16 protein-coding genes are annotated in these 17,756 nt (G+C 39.0%); 5 read left to right on the forward strand and 11 right to left on the reverse strand.

Annotated features, from left to right (window positions below; translation table 11 throughout):
• Genes BUA72_RS22880 through BUA72_RS22895 form a run of 4 tightly spaced genes read left to right on the forward strand, consistent with a single transcriptional unit; the run spans position 1 to position 2,637 of the window.
• Positions 1-603 (forward strand): outer membrane beta-barrel protein, encoded by a 603-nt coding sequence (locus BUA72_RS22880; protein ID WP_072925485.1) that lies wholly within the window; start codon positions 1-3, stop codon positions 601-603.
• Between the two features lie 4 nt (positions 604-607).
• A complete protein-coding gene (locus tag BUA72_RS22885) occupies positions 608-979 on the forward strand; it encodes an ApeI family dehydratase (protein ID WP_083544283.1) in 372 nt (123 codons plus the stop codon).
• Positions 980-983: 4 nt separating this feature from the next.
• Positions 984-1,460, forward strand: coding sequence for a hypothetical protein (locus BUA72_RS22890; protein WP_072925488.1), 477 nt, complete (start codon positions 984-986; stop codon positions 1,458-1,460).
• A gap of 4 nt (positions 1,461-1,464) precedes the next feature.
• Positions 1,465-2,637 (forward strand): DUF2062 domain-containing protein, encoded by a 1,173-nt coding sequence (locus BUA72_RS22895; protein ID WP_072925491.1) that lies wholly within the window; start codon positions 1,465-1,467, stop codon positions 2,635-2,637.
• A gap of 227 nt (positions 2,638-2,864) precedes the next feature.
• Here the strand turns inward: BUA72_RS22895 and BUA72_RS22900 are convergent, their stop codons facing one another.
• The 9 genes from BUA72_RS22900 to hutH all read right to left on the reverse strand — a co-directional run bounded on the left by BUA72_RS22900 (position 2,865) and on the right by hutH (position 14,355).
• A complete protein-coding gene (locus BUA72_RS22900) occupies positions 2,865-5,525 on the reverse strand; it encodes a T9SS-dependent M36 family metallopeptidase (RefSeq protein ID WP_072925493.1) in 2,661 nt (886 codons plus the stop codon).
• Between the two features lie 185 nt (positions 5,526-5,710).
• Positions 5,711-6,076, reverse strand: a complete 366-nt coding sequence (locus tag BUA72_RS22905; RefSeq protein ID WP_072925495.1) for a DUF1648 domain-containing protein — start codon at positions 6,074-6,076, stop codon at positions 5,711-5,713.
• Complete coding sequence (locus tag BUA72_RS22910) at positions 6,073-7,755, reverse strand: C45 family autoproteolytic acyltransferase/hydolase (RefSeq protein WP_072925498.1); 1,683 nt, start codon at positions 7,753-7,755, stop codon at positions 6,073-6,075. The genes BUA72_RS22905 and BUA72_RS22910 overlap by 4 nt, the downstream gene beginning before the upstream one ends.
• The gene (locus tag BUA72_RS22915; RefSeq protein WP_072925500.1) at positions 7,742-9,277 is read right to left on the reverse strand and encodes a phytoene desaturase family protein; all 1,536 of its coding nucleotides are present in this window, start codon (positions 9,275-9,277) and stop codon (positions 7,742-7,744) included. Before BUA72_RS22915 ends, BUA72_RS22910 begins: the two co-directional genes overlap by 14 nt.
• A 156-nt stretch (positions 9,278-9,433) precedes the next feature.
• A complete protein-coding gene (locus BUA72_RS22920) occupies positions 9,434-10,318 on the reverse strand; it encodes an LpxL/LpxP family acyltransferase (protein WP_072925502.1) in 885 nt (294 codons plus the stop codon).
• A 119-nt stretch (positions 10,319-10,437) separates the two neighbouring features.
• Positions 10,438-10,692: an acyl carrier protein gene (locus tag BUA72_RS22925; RefSeq protein WP_034727052.1), complete on the reverse strand. Its 255-nt coding sequence runs from the start codon at positions 10,690-10,692 to the stop codon at positions 10,438-10,440.
• Between the two features lie 4 nt (positions 10,693-10,696).
• Positions 10,697-11,917, reverse strand: a complete 1,221-nt coding sequence (locus BUA72_RS22930) for a beta-ketoacyl-[acyl-carrier-protein] synthase family protein (RefSeq protein WP_072925802.1) — start codon at positions 11,915-11,917, stop codon at positions 10,697-10,699.
• A gap of 115 nt (positions 11,918-12,032) precedes the next feature.
• Positions 12,033-12,764: a flexirubin biosynthesis SDR family reductase FlxB gene (gene fabG, locus BUA72_RS22935; protein WP_072925505.1), complete on the reverse strand. Its 732-nt coding sequence runs from the start codon at positions 12,762-12,764 to the stop codon at positions 12,033-12,035.
• A gap of 70 nt (positions 12,765-12,834) precedes the next feature.
• Positions 12,835-14,355, reverse strand: coding sequence for a flexirubin biosynthesis tyrosine ammonia-lyase FlxA (gene hutH / locus BUA72_RS22940; RefSeq protein ID WP_072925508.1), 1,521 nt, complete (start codon positions 14,353-14,355; stop codon positions 12,835-12,837).
• Between the two features lie 97 nt (positions 14,356-14,452).
• Between hutH and BUA72_RS22945 the strand changes: the two genes are divergently transcribed.
• A complete protein-coding gene (locus tag BUA72_RS22945) occupies positions 14,453-15,709 on the forward strand; it encodes an NAD(P)/FAD-dependent oxidoreductase (protein WP_072925510.1) in 1,257 nt (418 codons plus the stop codon).
• Positions 15,710-15,742: 33 nt separating this feature from the next.
• Here the strand turns inward: BUA72_RS22945 and BUA72_RS22950 are convergent, their stop codons facing one another.
• Together BUA72_RS22950 and BUA72_RS22955 are read right to left on the reverse strand one after the other, a co-directional pair.
• On the reverse strand, positions 15,743-16,351 hold the full coding sequence (locus tag BUA72_RS22950; protein WP_072925513.1) for a hypothetical protein: 609 nt from the start codon (positions 16,349-16,351) through the stop codon (positions 15,743-15,745).
• Between the two features lie 40 nt (positions 16,352-16,391).
• The gene (locus BUA72_RS22955; protein WP_072925515.1) at positions 16,392-17,684 is read right to left on the reverse strand and encodes a flexirubin biosynthesis putative acyl-CoA ligase FlxY; all 1,293 of its coding nucleotides are present in this window, start codon (positions 17,682-17,684) and stop codon (positions 16,392-16,394) included.
• Positions 17,685-17,756: the final 72 nt, after the last annotated feature.

Consider the following 17,756-nt stretch of genomic DNA (forward strand, 5'->3'; position numbering starts at 1 on the left):
ATGAACAAATTTCTACTATCAGCTGTCCTATTCATTTCAAGCCTGTCTTTTGCACAGGTAACTTTCAATCCGGGAATCAGAGTGGGGGCTAATATCGCCCATTTTTCTGATGGTCCTGCTCACGACTACTGGTATTATGTGGATAGTCAAAACTATTATTATAACGGAAGCAACACCTATGATATAAAGTCGAAAATTGATTTTTATATCGGTTTTCAGGCTAATATCCGATTTGCTAAATTCTATGCTCTTCAACCGGAAGTTTACTATACGCGTCAGGGAGCGAAATACGAAAGCCAGAACCCGGCTGTAGCCTCAAAGACTGTAAGTGTTTCTTATGTGGGAGCAGCGGTAGTGAATAAATTTTATTTTGATAAATTTAATATTCATTTCGGACCTACTTTAGAGCTTCTTACTGATCATAAAAACATTGAATCGCCTACTGATGCAGATTTAGGACTGCTTTTTGGAGCAGGATATGACATTACGAAAAACTTTGGCGTAGAAGCCCGAATTAAAAAAGGTTTTGTACACATCAAGAGCGATCAGACGAATGTGACATTCCAAACAGGTATTTATTATACCTTTAACACGAAAAAATAATTGTATGCAGACCATTCTTACAGACTTTTACACTTTAGAATCTTTTGAAAAGGGAGACCATGGAAGTTTCACTGCCAACATTCATCTGAATAAAGATCACGATATTTTTAAAGGCCATTTTCCGGGTAATCCAGTGACGCCGGGAGTTTGTATGATGCAGATCGTAAAAGAGCTAACAGAAGAATTTACCGGTTCAAAATTATTTTTAAAAACAGCCTCGAATGTAAAGTTCATGGCCATTATCAATCCTTTTGAGACGCCGGATCTGAAACTTCAGCTGGATATTACTGAAAATGAAGAAGATATTAAAGTAAAAAACATCACTTCTTTTGGCGAGACTATTGCATTGAAAATGTCTGTAAGCTATAAAAAATAAGATCATGAAACTTCTCTTATCTCTCGTAACCGCTTTTATCTTTTTCTTCCAGACTGATCTTGAGTCTTTAAGAAACAGCTATGCAAAGGCCAATCAGTCCAATGACAATACGGAAGCATTCATCAATCTTGCAGAAAAACAATCCGGTTCGGATGCCGTGACTACAGGCTATAAAGCTGCTGCACAGATTATGGAAGCTAAGATTACTAAAAAGAACAGAAAAGCACTTGTAAAAACCGGTGCAACAAGCCTTGAAAGCATTATCAAAAGTAACCCGAACAATATAGAACTGCGACTGATCAGACTGAGTGTTCAGGAAAATATTCCGAAAATAGTAGGTTACAGAGGCAGTATCAAAGATGATAAGGCATTTCTGATCAATAATTACAGCAAGCAGAATGCAGCCCTGAAAAGCTATGTGAAGAAGTTTGCAATGCAGTCCAAATCCTTTTCAGAGGCAGAAAGAGCCACTATAAAATAAAACAATGACCCTTCAAGAAGTACAAAATGCAGTGATTGAGAAAAAAATCTGCATTTTAATACCTACTTACAACAATGAAAAAACCCTGAGAAGGGTAATAGACGGTGTTTTGGGCTACACCGACAATATTATTGCGGTCAATGACGGTTCTACCGACTCTACTGCACATATTTTAACTGATTATCCCCAAATAACCGTTATTTCCCTGCCTGAGAACAAAGGCAAAGGAAACGGGCTGAAAATAGGCTTCAGAAAAGCCAAAGAGCTGGGTTATCATTATGCCATCACCATTGATTCTGATGGGCAGCATTATCCGGATGACATTCCTGTATTTGTGGAAGCTTTAATTCAGGAAAAACATGATGTTCTTCTGATCGGAAACCGGAATATGTCACAGGACGGAATTCCGAAAAAAAGTAGCTTTGGGAACAGGTTTTCCAATTTCTGGTTTTGGTTTGAGACCGGAATTAAACTGGAAGATACCCAATCCGGTTACAGGTTATATCCGTTATTAAAAATTCCCAAGAAATATTTCACTCCAAAATTTGAATTTGAAATCGAGATCATTGTAAGAACTGCCTGGAGGCACGTTCCTGTAAAAAATGTTCCGATCAAGGTTTTATATGATCCAGCAGAAAGGGTTTCTCATTTCAGGCCGTTCAAAGATTTTACGCGGATCAGTATTCTGAATACTATCTTGGTAACAATCACACTGCTGTACATTATTCCGCGAAATTTCGTGAATAATTTCAAAAAAAAAAGCTTTAAAAGATTCATCAAGGAAGATGTCCTTGAAAGTGACGGCAGCAACCGTACGAAGGCGTTTTCTATTGCGTTGGGCGTATTTATAGGATTTTCTCCCTTCTGGGGATTCCATACGCTTCTTGTGATCTCGCTATCTGTTCTGTTTAAACTGAATAAAGTTCTGGCTTTTGTGGCATCCAACGTAAGTCTTCCGCCATTTATTCCCTTTGTTATTGCAGCTTCTCTATTTTTAGGTTCTCCTTTTGTACACGGCGACAGTAATATTTTAAGCAGCGAACTCAATTTTGAACTGATCAAGAATAACCTGCTTCAATATGTGATCGGAAGTGCTATTCTGGCCACCTCTATGTCTGCACTCTGCGGCATTGCAACATTTTTTTTCCTGAATAAACTGAATCCGGAGAATGAGTAGGGGGTGTAAGAGTCAAGAACCAAGATGTCAGATTTCAGATTTCAGACGTAAGACCTTTTGCATTAAGCTTAAAGACTAGCAACTAGCAACTAGCAACTAGCAACTAGCAACTAGCAACTAGCAACTAGCAACAAAAATACTCTCAAACCCGGAAATAAATTCTACAACAAAAAAGCCCTGAAGCTGAGCTCCAGGACTTTCCTCTCTATATTGTTATTATTCTACTTTTATTTTGAAACAATAATTTTCTGGCTGTAATCAATGGTGTTGCCTTTGATGGTCACCATATAAGCACCGTTCAGCAGGGTATTAACATTTACTGTAGTCTGCTTATTAAGATTGATTTTCTCTGAAGAAACCAGTTTCCCTGTAAAATCATACACTGAAACCGTAGTGATTCCTGAAAGATCCATTCCTGAAGGGGTTTTGATCGTAAATTCAGTTTTCACCGGATTCGGATAGATGGATATTCCTTTGGTGTTGGAAGCGGCTTCATTCACTGCAAGAACACCACACTCTGCAGGGATGGTAAAGTCTTCAACCTGGTCGCTTAAGTCCGGAGCCGGCTGGTTGAATCCCTGCCATACACCTGTCAATCCGCCAGGAGCTGCATTAACACCTAAACCTCTTTTGGCAAATACTTTCCATATCAGACATTTATCTGCACCATTGGTTTTAGCCTGATCAGCAGCTAAGATAGCGTTTCTTCCCTGTATGAAATTAGGGTTACAAGGCTGTAATTTTAGAGCATCAACAACCAACTGCAGCACTCTTGCACTTCCACTGTTAGGATCGGCCAAAACATTACTGTTATATCCGTATTTCTCTACATATTTCCAATTAAGATCCCAAAGCATCGTTGCCCATACAAATCCGATGCTGTGAACATCTGCTCTTGTAACAGGAAGAACTCCACCAAGAATATCATTTACTTTCATCCCGTTGGTTCTTGCGTATGTAAAATTATTAATAGCAAAATCAGGTGAATATTTTGCAGGTCTTATCCCTGCTCCGTCGGTAGTCTGACTTGCTGTAAAGGTTGCCATACCTCTAGGAACAGAAGCATTGTCTCCCGGCTTGTTAGTCAGCATCAGGGCAAAGAAATCAGACCATCCTTCTCCCATTTGCTCATTGGACGTTCCGAAATTTAAACAGTTGTTCCCTGTACCCGTCATACGGTTGGTGATCCCATGACCATATTCGTGAGCTACAACACCGTTGTCTAAGCTTCCGTCTTTATAAACGTAATTTAATTTATCATATTTTAATGTTGCATTAATCGTTGCCCCATTAGTAATTTCAGCCGTTAAAAACTGTCCTTCTGTTTTTCCGATCATAATGGTAGGGATCGTAATCGTAGCATCAGTACCTCCTAAAGGTATTGGTGTATCACTGTTGGGATGATATTGTACGACTCCTATAGCCCCGGCATTCTGCAGATTTTTAGTCTTCACCGCAAAACCACAGGTAGCAGCAGTTACTACAGCTATTTTACCCGTTAAGCTTCCCGCTGCAACGGCGGTACACGCATCTGCAGGAGTAGAAAGTGCTAAATCTCCGGTTACTGGAGCATTCCCTTCAAGTCTTGGACCAAACTGTGCTGTTTTGCTTATAGGGATTCTCGCTGTATAAGCCGATGGCGAGTTGTAGAAAAGATTCTGCATCTGTGTAGGCTCAAATAGGTACATCTGCATTCTAGGTGCGGATCCGTCTGCAGGTGACTGAAAATTCGCATTATTATATGCTCCACCGTCTCTGGCTTCAGCTAAAACAGCATCATTTCCTGTAGCTCCTATTCCAAAGTTATTGGTTTGAAAGTTTCTGGCTGTTTCCGTGAACCCTAATTTATAAAATACATCATGCATTTTATTGTTGACATAGAATAGATTAGTCACTGCTGCAGAGGTATAGTTCTGAGGCGGCAGTGTCACATCCATTGGAAAGTCAAAAGCTCTTGAAGCTCCACCATCAGCAGAAAACTGAACCGTATTGGTATTATTTTCGTCGGTATATGCGTAGGCATTATTCCCTCTGGTGTTGGTATAATGATTGGTTCCGTCAGAATGCCATCCTTCCGGAGAAGCTGTGAGATCCCAAGGATTATTCAGCAGTGCTCTTGCCCCAAAAGAAGGTGCTTCTACAGGGAAAGGCAGTACGTTATAAGAGGCGTTGTCGGGAGCCAGAACAAAATTCTTATTCATGCCATTATTCTCTTGCTTTATGTAAGCAGGAAGTACAGAAGGCTGGCTATCCAGTTCTGTCTGATGTAATTCTGTAGGAAGATGCTCATGATTTCCATCATGGAAATTACATGAGATAGTAAGATTTTCACGGTATAAAACTGATCCATCTTCTGTGTTGATGACCAAACTCCAAAGATTACCGCTTCCCTTCTCCTCTACATTAAACAAATATCCAAGGACCAGTTCTCCGCCTTTCGCGAAATAAACCAGCTTAGTTTTTATAGGCTCTTCTTTTCCTTCACTGTTCTTTGCAGTAGTAAGCCCGTTCAATTCTTTTGCGGCATTCGCTACAAGTATATCTTTTTGTGCGCTCTGCTTGCCTTTTACGCTGGAAGGATAAGTTTTAAGAAAAGTATCTGCAAAACTCAATACTTTATCCTCTCTGATCAGAACATTAGCTGAACTTCCAAAGACAGGAACTCCATTGATCGTCTGCTGGATTCCAACAATGTCACCATTTAAACTTTTTGACGGATCCACATTCACGATGGTAAATGCTTTCAGTTCAGGGTTTATTCTTTGAAATGTCTTTTCGGAATTAACATAATCTTTTATTACCTGTTCATGCTTTTGGGCAGACAATGCGCCAAAACCAAAAAAAGAACAAAGCAATAAAAACTTAACACTTAGTCGAATTCTTTTCATATGATTTACTTTTTAACAAAATATTGATTAGATAACTTCCCTAGTTAGTAGTAAAAATAACAAAATGTTACATTATTTACACAAAAACTTAAAAAAGCATTCTATTATATGAAGCAAAAAGGAAATTTCAGATGCAAATATTACTTATTTCTGCTTCTAAAAATAAATCTTATTCATTCAGTGAATTACTTAAAGACGACATCTGAAAAAGATAACGGACTCAGAATCAATGTAACAAATATGGCGAGAATGATTAAAACCAGCTGATACTGATAAGAGGTTTTTTCCTTATCCTCTTCTTTCACTTCAAAAGTAAATTTGATCTTATCCGGTTTTCTGATGATCATCCATATAAAGCCTAAAATGATTAGATTTAAGACAATAGGTGCAAAAAGAAACAGTTTACTACCGAATCCGTCATTCTTCCCTCCATATCCATGAATTGGAATAATATCCGGAATAGCACTGTATCTGGTAAGAAGGTACGCAGTGTAGCCGATAATGATGATAAAAGGGATGCAGAACAGCAGTTTTATATGTTTTGGGATCATTTTAATTTTTTTAGAGTCTTCTTGAGATATTTTTCCACATCTTTCCGGTCCGGAACTGTGGTAATTTCTTTTGTCAGAGCTTTTTCAAAAGCTGCCTTTGCATTGGCAAACTCTTTTTTACTGTAATAATATTGGCCTGCCTGGTAATAACCTAACCAGAAATCAGGATTCAAAGACTGATAATGAGGAATGAAATCGTCTGTCAGGAATATATCTCTACTGTCTGTCGCAGCAATCACCTCTTCGCTCATCATTTTATACATTTCATAGTTCTCAAATTCCTGAGAATCTGCAAAAGGATCTCTGGCGATATTCAGTACTGTTTTTGCCTGTAAGCTTTCCGCTGCCCTTTTACCGGAAAAGATTTCATTGAGATCATAGCATACAAATTCTCCCAGCTGATAAGGATTGGAAGAAACCCAAACCAGTTTTTTTTCAGGTGAAAAGATAACGGCATGATGAGCCAGCAGCTGATTGATCGCCTTTTCATTTCCGTAACCTATCTTTTCATCATTTAAACCGGATTTATCCCGTAAAATAGCGGCCATTTTTTCAGGATTGAGTTTTTTCTTTTCCTCAAGAAGTTCCTGAAGTTTTTCGTAGCGATACTCGGAATGGCTTTCTATGATATGTTTCTGATTTCTTTTATCGTCCTTATAGGCTTCAGACTGGAAATGATTGGTACAGAAAACCTTGCTTGTATTTTCAACTCTATAAACTCCGAAATTTTTTGGGGAAACTTCGATAATCACTGCATTTTTATCATGAGCACTTCCCACCAGAATAGATTCGGAAACGAACACTTTTCTTTTTTTTGCAATGGCAATGGCCTCGTCAATATTTTTTGCATACTGCAGAATTTCCCTCGTTACGAGAGAGATTGGAGTCTTGGCAGTCAGAGGAATCTTAGATTTTCCGGCATTGATGGTTACTGTAATTCCTTCTTTATTCATCCCTGAAACTACGCCTATCATTCCCGGCCAGCTTACGGACATGTATGGAATTCCGGTATCCGGTTCTACAAATTCAATCAGTTTATTTTTAGCAAAATCATCTCCTACATAGAAATCAAAGTTTCTTCCGATTAGCATCTCGCCGTCTTCTGTATTTTCATTCCAGACCGCGAGTGAAGTACAGCCTACCATCGCCAAATCCTGCATGGCATGACCAATATCGTGAGCGCCATGAAGATACAGGTTCCGAAGATATTTGGGTGCTATAAAATTGTATTGATCCGATGAATACTTCGCCAAACCGTATAATTCAGCCTGATCATCTTCCCGTACATTCAGATACATTTTCCTGTTGTACCATTTTAAAAAACCACGAAGCAGCTTTTGTTTAAACTTCGAAGGAACAAAACCTTCCACTTTGGAAAAGAAGATCTGTTCCTGCTGCTGCATCAGATTTTGAGTCAGAGCTCCATTGTTATAGCCCAGCTGTAAAGGGTTTCCTTTGATATAAAGTTCCCAGAGCTGTTGTTTATTTTTGGTTAAATAATTCCGATTGAAACTGAACGTAGAATCATTGATCTTACTGACTATCGGAGTTTCCAAAGCATATCTGCTGATATCCGGAAGATGATGAACCGATCTTGAAACGCCACACGACAAAAGGGAAAGGAGCAGGAAAAACTGAATTCCCCGGAACGCTGCAGCGAGTCTGTTATTTATTTTCATGAGTTTTGATCATTTGTTTCAGACGATCGTCTATCGTTTCTTTTCCGAGAATTTCTGCGCAGGTGTTGAATGCGCCGATTGTTACGCCCAGAATTCCATGCATATTCACAGACTGTCCGGTAAGGAACAGGTTATCGGTCTTGGTACGCGGCGAAACCATTGTTTTTAACGGGTTATCCGAATTTTTCATGTATCCGTACATATTTCCTTCAAAACTGCCGATATAGTCCCTGTAAGACAGCGGTGAGGAAGTATAGATGCTTTTTATGGAATGTCTTAAATTTGGAATTTTCTTTTCTAACGCTGAGATCATTTTCTCTGCCTTTTCCAGCTTGAACTCTTCGTATTTTAATCCTCTTTCATGCTCTTCTGCCACCGTATTGATCGTTTTCGCCCAGGATTTCACCTCATCAAAGTCCATATATGAGATTGCTGTAAGGCTTTCTGCATAATCAGGATGATGTTTGGATTGCGTGGAGGAAAGCATGTAGGTTTCCGGCCAGGTTTCTTTACGGTAACGGAATGCATTCCAGACCATTTCTTCCGATGAATAGTGATAGATGTTGTAATTAAAATTCGGAAAAGAATGCGGTTTTAATACCAGATAGACACTAAAGCATGAAGAAACAGGCTCCCAGCTCATGACTCTGTTGGAAAAGGATTTTCTCAACCGGTCTTCTCCCATTAGTTTCATCGCAGAGCGGATTTCTATGTTGGAGATGAATTTTTTCGCTGCATATTCTTTTCCATCCTTTGTTTTCACAGAAGAGAGAACATTGTTTTCATTAAAGATGAATTCGGAAACCTCAGAATGTTTGTGAACTTCTGCTCCATATTGACGAAGCTTTTTAATCAGGAGCTTGGTGATCTGACTTCCGCCTTTGACACATTTATAGGCACTCTGAATATAAGAATTCACCGTAAGGGCATGAACGTAGAAAGGTATATTTTCTGAATCACCGCCATATAAAAAATTGGAACCAAGCAATACGGCCTGCAGCTTTTTATCCTGGGTCACAGACTCTATGAATCTTTTGGTATTGAGGTGAAGAATCTCTTCATTATAGCTGTCTTTTCCTACCACCTGATACCTTGGAAACTGCGCGCAGACATACTGGATCTCATCACAATAGCTCTCTAAGTTTTGTTTTTCGTTGGGAAAATAGGATGTAAGCTGTTCAACAAAGTTTTCATAGCCCTGCGCATGGGGATATTCTATGCTTTCTTCACCAAACGAAATCCGGTCATAGCCGTCTTCATTCATCTTGTGAAGTTCCAGATCCTCGATAATTTCAAGATAGGAAAAAAAGCGGTGAAGATTCTGCCCTTCTGAAAGGCCTCCCAGATAATGGACTCCGGTATCAAAGATCAGCTTATCGCGTGAAAAAGTCTGGAGATTTCCGCCATACTGGTTGTTTTTCTCTAGGACACAGACTTTCAGACCTTCTTTCGCCAAAATTAGAGCCGAAACAAGACCTCCCAATCCGCTACCGATTACAAGTATGTCGTATTCTTTTTTCAAAAGGAGAAAAGATGTGTGTTTTTATTTCAAAAATTAAGAAATCCTGAGATTTAGAAATTATATTTAAACCTAAATGAGAGGTTCAAATATCCAATTCCCGAATTTATTTAACGATTTGAGTTTATTAATTAGTTTTCAGGGATAAAATTAGAAAAATTAATCAATATCATCCCAAAAATCGAAATAATTGAACCATTGAAGGGGATATTTTCTGATCATAGATTCCAGATTCTGTACGTAAGAATTGAGAAGTCCCTGAGAATCACGGTTTTTAATGTTTTGTGCCACCCTTGCATACAGGTGGTAATGAAGATTTTTTTCTTTCATCACGTACACATAGACCACGGGAACGCCAAGACGTGAAGCAATAAGGAACGGACCGGCCGGAAATTTAGCACTTTTCCCCAGTAAATCGGCTTCAAGAAATTTTGAACCTTCGAAATAGCGGTCTCCGGTGAAACAGATCAATTCGTTATCTGACAAAGCCTTATTGATCTCAAAAATATGCGACATATCGTCTTTGACGTAGATGAATTTGATATTGCTCTGTTTGACGGCAACGCTTTCGAGATATTCTTTGATGACCGTTACTTCCTGATCTGTAGTCACCAGGTTGATCTGACAGTCGAAATCAATATCGGCAAAGAAATGTTCTGCAATTTCAAAGTTTCCGATGTGGGCACTGATAAGAACTCCACCTCTTTTTTCCGCCAAAAGGTTTCTGAGATTTTCTATACCATCGAATTCGTAGGTGTATTTTTCCCTTAAACCGGCAGAAATTGCGGTTTTATCAATCAAAACCTTTCCAAAAGTAAAATAGCTTTTGAATACACTGGCTTTGGATTTCCAGTATCCGTAATCGAGTCTTTTCTGAAAATAATAAAGAATGTAGCGGTTGCTCTTTTTTAAGAATAAAAAGTAATAGGACGCTACGAAATAGAGGACAACATATGAACTCCGGATCCCGATATTTCTAATACACCAGACGAATATTTTATATCCCAGTATGGTTCCTTTAGATTTACCTTTCCACTTGTTCATATCTTAGTTTACCAATTTATCAATGTACCAGTGTAACAATATTTCGGGTGAAGGTATTGTTACACTGGTACATTGTTTTATTGTTACATTATTAAAAAGAATAAAGTTCAATCGATAGCTTATGCGTTTTTTTCAGCAATCTTCTGCTCAATCGTCGTATAGAAATCATCAAATGTGACCATTTTTTTAAAATCTGCCTCACCTAATTTTACTCCGAAATTAGATTCAATCACTACGACCATGTCGATATAGTCCAGGCTGTCCAGCCCAAGCGTCTTTTTCAGGTTGGCGTCATTACTGATCTCATCGCCGTCTACCTCAAATTCGTTTACTAAGAAATCATTAACGATGTCAACAATTTTTTCCCTTTCCATGTTTTTAATCAAATTTTTTAACTATTAATGCGGAGTTGGTTCCCCCAAATCCGAAAGAATTCGACAAAAATACGTCAATTTTTTGAGTTTTCGTTTTTGAGACCAAATTTATCTTTTTCGCCTCATCGTCAGGGTTTTCCAGATTGATGTTCGGTGCAACGAAATTATTCTGCATCATCAGAATGGAGTAAACGACTTCACTTGCTCCTGCCATCCAGCATTCATGACCGGTCATAGACTTGGTAGAACTTACCGGAATCTCGCTTCCGAAGATCTCATGAATCGCTTTGGCTTCATTGGCATCTCCAATGGGTGTAGAGGTCGCATGAGCGTTAATATAATCGATATCTTCAACTTTTAATCCGGATTGTTTCAGGGCTCTCTTCATAGCTAAAGCCGGACCATCCACATTGGGTGTTGAAATGTGTCCGCCATTTGACGAGAAGCCATATCCTACGATTTCTGCAAGAATGGTAGCTCCTCTTCGCTGTGCAGATTCTAAACTTTCCACCACAAGACTGGCTGCTCCTCCGCTTGGGATCAGTCCGTCTCTTCCTGAATCAAAAGGTCTTGATGCTTTGGTAGGTTCGTCTTCTCTCACAGAAAAAACGCCCAGTCCGTCAAAACTTGCCATTGAGTATTTGTTCGTTTCCTGAGCCCCGCCGCAGACAATCATATCCTGAAAACCATTGCTGATCATCATATGCGCCAGTCCCAAAGAATGTGAGCCGCTGGCACACGCTGCACTGATGGTAAGATTAATTCCTTTCAGTTTAAAAATGGTTGAAAGGTTCATTGTTACTGTAGAATTCATTGATTTAAAGATCGCTCCGGACCCCATCAATGTCGTATCTTTCTTTTCTCTTGCAATATCGATAGATTCTACGACTGCCTGAGAAACACTGTCGTTTCCGTATAGAATCCCCACTTCATGGCTGTCCAGGAAATCCTGATCTATGCCTGCCTGTTTTAGCGCATCGCTGGTCGCAAGGTAAGCATATTCACTTTCCTCGCCCATGCTTACACGCTGGCGTCTGTTGAGCAGATTCTTAAGATCCGGTTTCGGCACTACCCCAGTAAGACCAGACCTGAATCCGAATTCTTTTCTTTCCTGTACTAAAGCAATACCGGATTTTCCTTGATATAGGGATTCTTTGACTTCTTCCAAAGAGGTCCCGATGCAAGAATAAATTCCCATTCCGGTAATTACAACCCTATTTTCCATGTCTTTATATTTAAATGTAACAATGTATCCGTATAACAATGTAACAATTATATTGATCTCAAAGCCAAATTGCTACACTGGTACAGTGCTATATTGTTACATTATTTTTTATTATTTAAGAGTAAATTCCTCCGTTGATGTTCACGATTTCACCGGTAATGTATGATGCTTTTCTTGACGCTAAAAACGCAACCAGATCCGCAACTTCTTCGGCTTCTCCAAATCTGTTGGCCGGAATCATCGCTTTAAGTTCGTCTTCATTGAAGTCCTGGGTCATATCTGTTCTGATGAATCCTGGAGCTACGGCATTTACTGTGATATTTCTTTTCGCGACTTCCTGAGCCAAAGCTTTTGTAGCACCTACCAAAGCCCCTTTTGCTGCAGAATAATTGGTCTGTCCTGCCGTTCCTTTTACTCCGGAAACTGAAACCATATTGATGATTCTTCCGTATTTATTGCGGAGAAGTTTCTGGATAAAGAAATTGGTAACGTTGAAAAAACCGTTCAGACTGGTGTTAATGACACTGTTCCAGTCTTCACTCTGCATCCACATGAATAATCCGTCTCTCGTGATACCTGCGTTGTTGACAATCACCTCAACGATAGCGTCCGGATTGCTGTCCTGCCATTGGGTCAAAACATTCAGGCTTTCTTCGGCATTGGCTACATCAAATTTTAGGAGCTCTCCTGTAGCACCCAATTCCTGTACTCTAGCTAAAGTTTCCTTTGCTGCGGTATCATTGGAAGTATAATTAATTAAAATATGATAGTTCTTTTCTTCTGCCAGTTTTAGACAGATTGCCCTTCCAATTCCTCTGGATCCGCCTGTTACGATTGCACATTTCATGTCTTAGTGTTAGTTTTTTTTAAGCTAATTTTTAATCCTTAAGTATATGACAATTCATCATCTCTGATAATTACATTGCCTTTAAATATTTTTTCACTTCCTCCAGATACGGATACATCACCATATCATCTGAGAAAGCGGGAATAATCTTTCTTATTTCGTCATACAGTTCTTTGGTAGAAGACGAAACTTTATCCTGAAATCCAAGATATTCAATAGCCTGAATGATGGTAATCGCTTCAATCGCCAATACCTCAAATGCATTCTCGATCACTTTTCTGCAGATCACCGCAGCATTGGTTCCCATGCTTACAATATCCTGATTATCATTATTATTAGGGATACTGTGTACATACATGGAATTTGACAGCATCTGACTTTCTGCCGTAGTAGATGTCGCTGTAAACTGAACGCCCTGCATTCCGAAATTGAACCCTAATTTACCTAAATTTACAAAAGGAGGCAAGATTTCGTTGATCTTTGCATTTAAAAGGTAGTTCAACTGTCTTTCTGCCAGCATCGTAAGCTTGGTAACAACGATTTTCAGTTTGTCCATTTCCAATGAAATATAATCTCCGTGGAAATTTCCTCCGTGATAAACGTGTTTGTCTGCTACATTAATAATCGGGTTATCATTTGCTGAATTGATCTCGTTTTCAAGAACATTCTCAGTATATTCCAAAGTATCCAAAACAGGTCCTAAGATCTGTGGAACACATCTTAATGAATAGTATTCCTGAACTTTTTCCTTAAATACTTTTTCCTGCTCTTCAAAATGAGTATAAAGATGATCTTCTCTTTTTCTGATCAGTTGACTGTCTGCCAGATGGGCACGCATTCTCTCGGCTACTTTCTGCTGACCGTAATGTTTTTTCGTCCCGTTCAACGCTTCCGAAAGGTGGTCGTCATATGCCTGAACGATTTCATTAATCGCGCAAGAAAGTCTGATTGAAATATCGGTCAGCTGATTCGCTTTATAGGCATTTACAATTCCTATCCCGGACATCACGGAAGTACCGTTCATCAAAGCAAGTCCTTCACGGATCTCTACTTTAATCGGCTCTAATCCTTCTGCTTCAAAAACATCTTTTGTCGCTTTTCTTTCGCCATTATAATATACTTCTCCTTCTCCTATCAGCACCAAAGCAAGGTGGGCAAGCTGTACCAAATCTCCACTTGCGCCTACTCCTCCGTGCTCAAAGATCAACGGTGTAATATCCCTGTTGATCAATTCTTTAAGTAAATGAACAACAGACTGATTAACGCCGGAATTTCCAAGTGAAAGGGTATTGAGTCTTGCCAGCATACAGGCTTTTACTTCCTGGGCAGGCAACGGGTTCCCGATCCCTGAAGAATGGCTTCTGATCAGGTTATATTGAAGCTGGTGCGTATCCTCATCACTGATTTTGAACTGAGCCATAGGCCCGAATCCGGTATTCACACCATATATTACTTTGTTTCGCGAAAATTCCTTTAAAAACTGAAAACTTGTTTCCACTCTATCTAAAAGTGTTTCGTCCAGTTCAATTTTTTCGTTCTCAATGATAATTTTTTGAAAATCCTTCAGTTCTAAAAAGCTATTTATTTTCATCAATTAAAAGTAATAGTTGATAATTTTGTAAAATATTAATTAATTGTCACTAATTTTGCGGCAAAGATAGAAGTTATTATTAAAATAAAAAATCAAGATGAGCAAAGAATTTGTTGATGTTCTCGTAATCGGGGCTGGGCCTTCCGGATGCGTATCTTCTTCATACTTAAAGAAGAACAATGTCAACGTAAAAGTGGTCGAAAAGACAAAATTCCCCAGACTTGTAGTAGGTGAAAGCCTAATTCCCAGGGTAATGGATCATTTTGACGAGGCCGGACTTTTTCCTGCTTTGGATAAAATGGGCTTTGAAAAAAAACTGGGCGCCCGTTTTTTACGGGGTGATGAAGTCTGCATTTTTGATTTCAGTGATAAGTTCGGAGAAGGCTGGGACTGGACCTGGCAGGTTCCGAGAGCTGATTTTGATAATACTCTTGCCCAGGAAGTGATCAACAAAGGCATCGATCTTGAATTTGAAACTGAAGTCATTGACATCCAGTTTAACGGTACAGATTCTATCACGACTGTAAAAACAAAGGATGGCGAAACAAAAGAGATTCATTCTAAATTCGTCATCGACTCCAGTGGATACGGAAGAGTGCTTCCGAGACTTCTTGATCTTGAAAAACCTTCCAAACTTTCTCCGCATTCTGCTATTTTTGCCCACGTAGAAGACATTAACAGAGAGGAAGGTGAAGAGGGAACACTGATCTCTTTTGATATTATAGAAACTGAAGTATGGCTTTGGGTGATTCCTTTCTCCAACGGCAATACGAGTGTGGGGATTGTAGGTCCTACGGAATACATCGACAAACTTTCTGAAAACGGTGATACTGCAGAAGCTTTAAGAAAAGCAATTTCACTATCTGATTATTATGTAAAACGTTTCGGAGGTGTAGATTTTCTTTTTGAACCAAGACATCTGAAAGATTATTCTTGCTCGGTAAAACAGTTATTCGGGGACGGATATGCGCTTACCGGAAATGCTTCTGAGTTCCTTGATCCGGTGTTCTCATCGGGAATGGCTTTTGCTACGGAATCAGGAATGCTGGCTGCAAAACTGGCTCTACGACAGCTGAACGGCGAGAAGATCGACTGGCAGACGGAATACACAGATTATATTCTTTATGGCGTAGATGTATTTACAACCTATGTAAAGGAATGGTATACCGGAAACCTACAGGAATTATTTTTCCATCAGCCGGAGAACCCGGAGGTTAAAAAGAAAATTTGTGCAGTATTAGCCGGTTATGTCTGGAACAAAGACAATCCGTTTGTCAAGAAACACGATACGGTTATTAAAAATCTTGCCAACCTGATTAAGCTTGAAAAACAGCAACAGCAGGAACAATCATAAAAAAAACGGTCTGAATTTCAGACCGTTTTTATTTTATCTTAAAGCTTTTTTTATTTCTCTTCCTACATATCTTCCGGCAGATTCATAACCAGCGGCAATTCTCCCATATTCCATTACGAACTCTTTATTATTCACAAATTTATCAAATTTATTAAGTTCTACTTCGGCTAAAACAACTGAAGGATTACCCGTTTCCACCAGTTTTATCTTACCTGTTATTTCTGCACTCATTGCGGTTAATCCTGCGTGCCAGCCCGGAAAGATCCATTTTGTTTCCAGCAACAAGGTATATTTTGCAGAACTGTTCTTTTTAAATGAAATATTTTTATAGGATTTGTTTAATCCTTTGATCAGATAATCTGCATAGTTTTCATTTTTATATTTCTCCCATTCCTCAATCCATTTCTTCCATGCTTCTTCTCCTCTTTTAGGATTTTCCAGAACTTGTTTTTTCCTGTTTTCAAGATACTGAGCTTCTGTAATATTTTCTTTCATAAATAATACATTTTCAAACTTCAGTTCCACATTTACCTCTGTTTGATCTTTTAAAGCAAGAAAATTTCCTGAGACAACATTGAATTTTTCCTGTGCGAAAGTGGTCGTTGCCACTGCCATAAACAGTAGCAATAATAATTTTTTCATTGTTTATTTTTTTTAATTTAATAGGTGAAAAATTTGATTTTTATCTCAAGTCGATAAATGTAATCGGTTTTCTGCTGTTCGGATTAAAAACAGTTTTGGACAGAATATCGAAGTCTATGATTTCAATTTTTGGGCTTACCCTGAGTTTTGCGCGGAAGTGGTCGCGGACTTCATTCACAAAGGTTTCCTGATCCTGATCTGTACTGAGTTTAATGATAATTTCATCCAGTCCGATTTCATTAGACTGAATAACGATCTGATAGCACAAAATAGTATTGAAATCATTTAAAATATCAGTCATCGCCGGCGGATACAGCGTTGTTCCTTTATATTTGATCATCTGCTGTTTTCTTCCGACAACAGGGCCGAGCCTCATCGTGTTTCTTCCACAACGGCAAGGTTCGTTGTGTGCTTTTACAATATCTCCCGTCTTGAAACGTAATAAAGGAATGGCTTCAACACCTAAAGTGGTGATCGTAAGCTCGCCGTTTTCTCCTTCCGCCACAGGATTTTCATTATCATCAAGAATTTCTGTGATAATCAGTTCCGGATGTTGATGTCCTCCGGTTTGAAATTCACACTCCGTGAAGGCTGTACTCATTTCTGTGGAAGCGTAAGTGGAAAATAATTTGATATTCCACTTCTCTTTGATCTTCTGTGAAAGAATATTGTCTGTAAAATCCTGATTTTTGATGCTTTCACCGATACAGATAGCTCCATAGACACTGGAATTCTTATAATCCACGCCATGTTTTTCTGCATAATCAATCATCTTTAATAGAAAAGATGGAACGGTGATCAGATATTTGGGTTTGTATCTGAAAATAGAATCCCACTGCAACTCAGGAATACCGGGTCCCATTCTGACCACACTGGCGCCCATTTTTCTCAATCCCAGAAAATAAGCCAGACCGGCCATAAATCTTTTATCAATGGTAGTGATCATCTGCACAACATCTCCTTTCTGAATTCCTGCACAGGCAAAAGAAATTGCTTCGTTGTAAGCCAGCCTTTCAAGGTCGCTGTCGGACAGCCCGAACGTAACCGGATCACCCAACGTTCCTGAAGTGGTGCTGTAGTCTACAATTTTATCCGGCGGAATACAGAAAAAATCGTGGTTGTGCTGCTGCAAATCATCTTTCGTGGTTGTGGGAATTTTCCGCAGGTCTTCCAATGTCTGAATATCCGAGATACTGATTCCGTTTTCCTGAAACAGTTTCTGATAAAAAGGTGATTTTTTTTCAAGATAAGAGAGAAGTTCCTGAAGCTTGTGCTCCTGAAACTTTTTGATGTCCTGAAGGTCTGATCTTTCGATGTCCGGATAGAATTCCAATGATTTTAATTTTAAGGAACAAATTTATTTAATTAAAATTAAAAGATGGAATGATTAAAAGATTAAAAATCC

The sequence above is a fragment of the Chryseobacterium sp. OV279 genome, assembly GCF_900128945.1.
Taxonomy (GTDB): Bacteria; Bacteroidota; Bacteroidia; order Flavobacteriales; family Weeksellaceae; genus Chryseobacterium.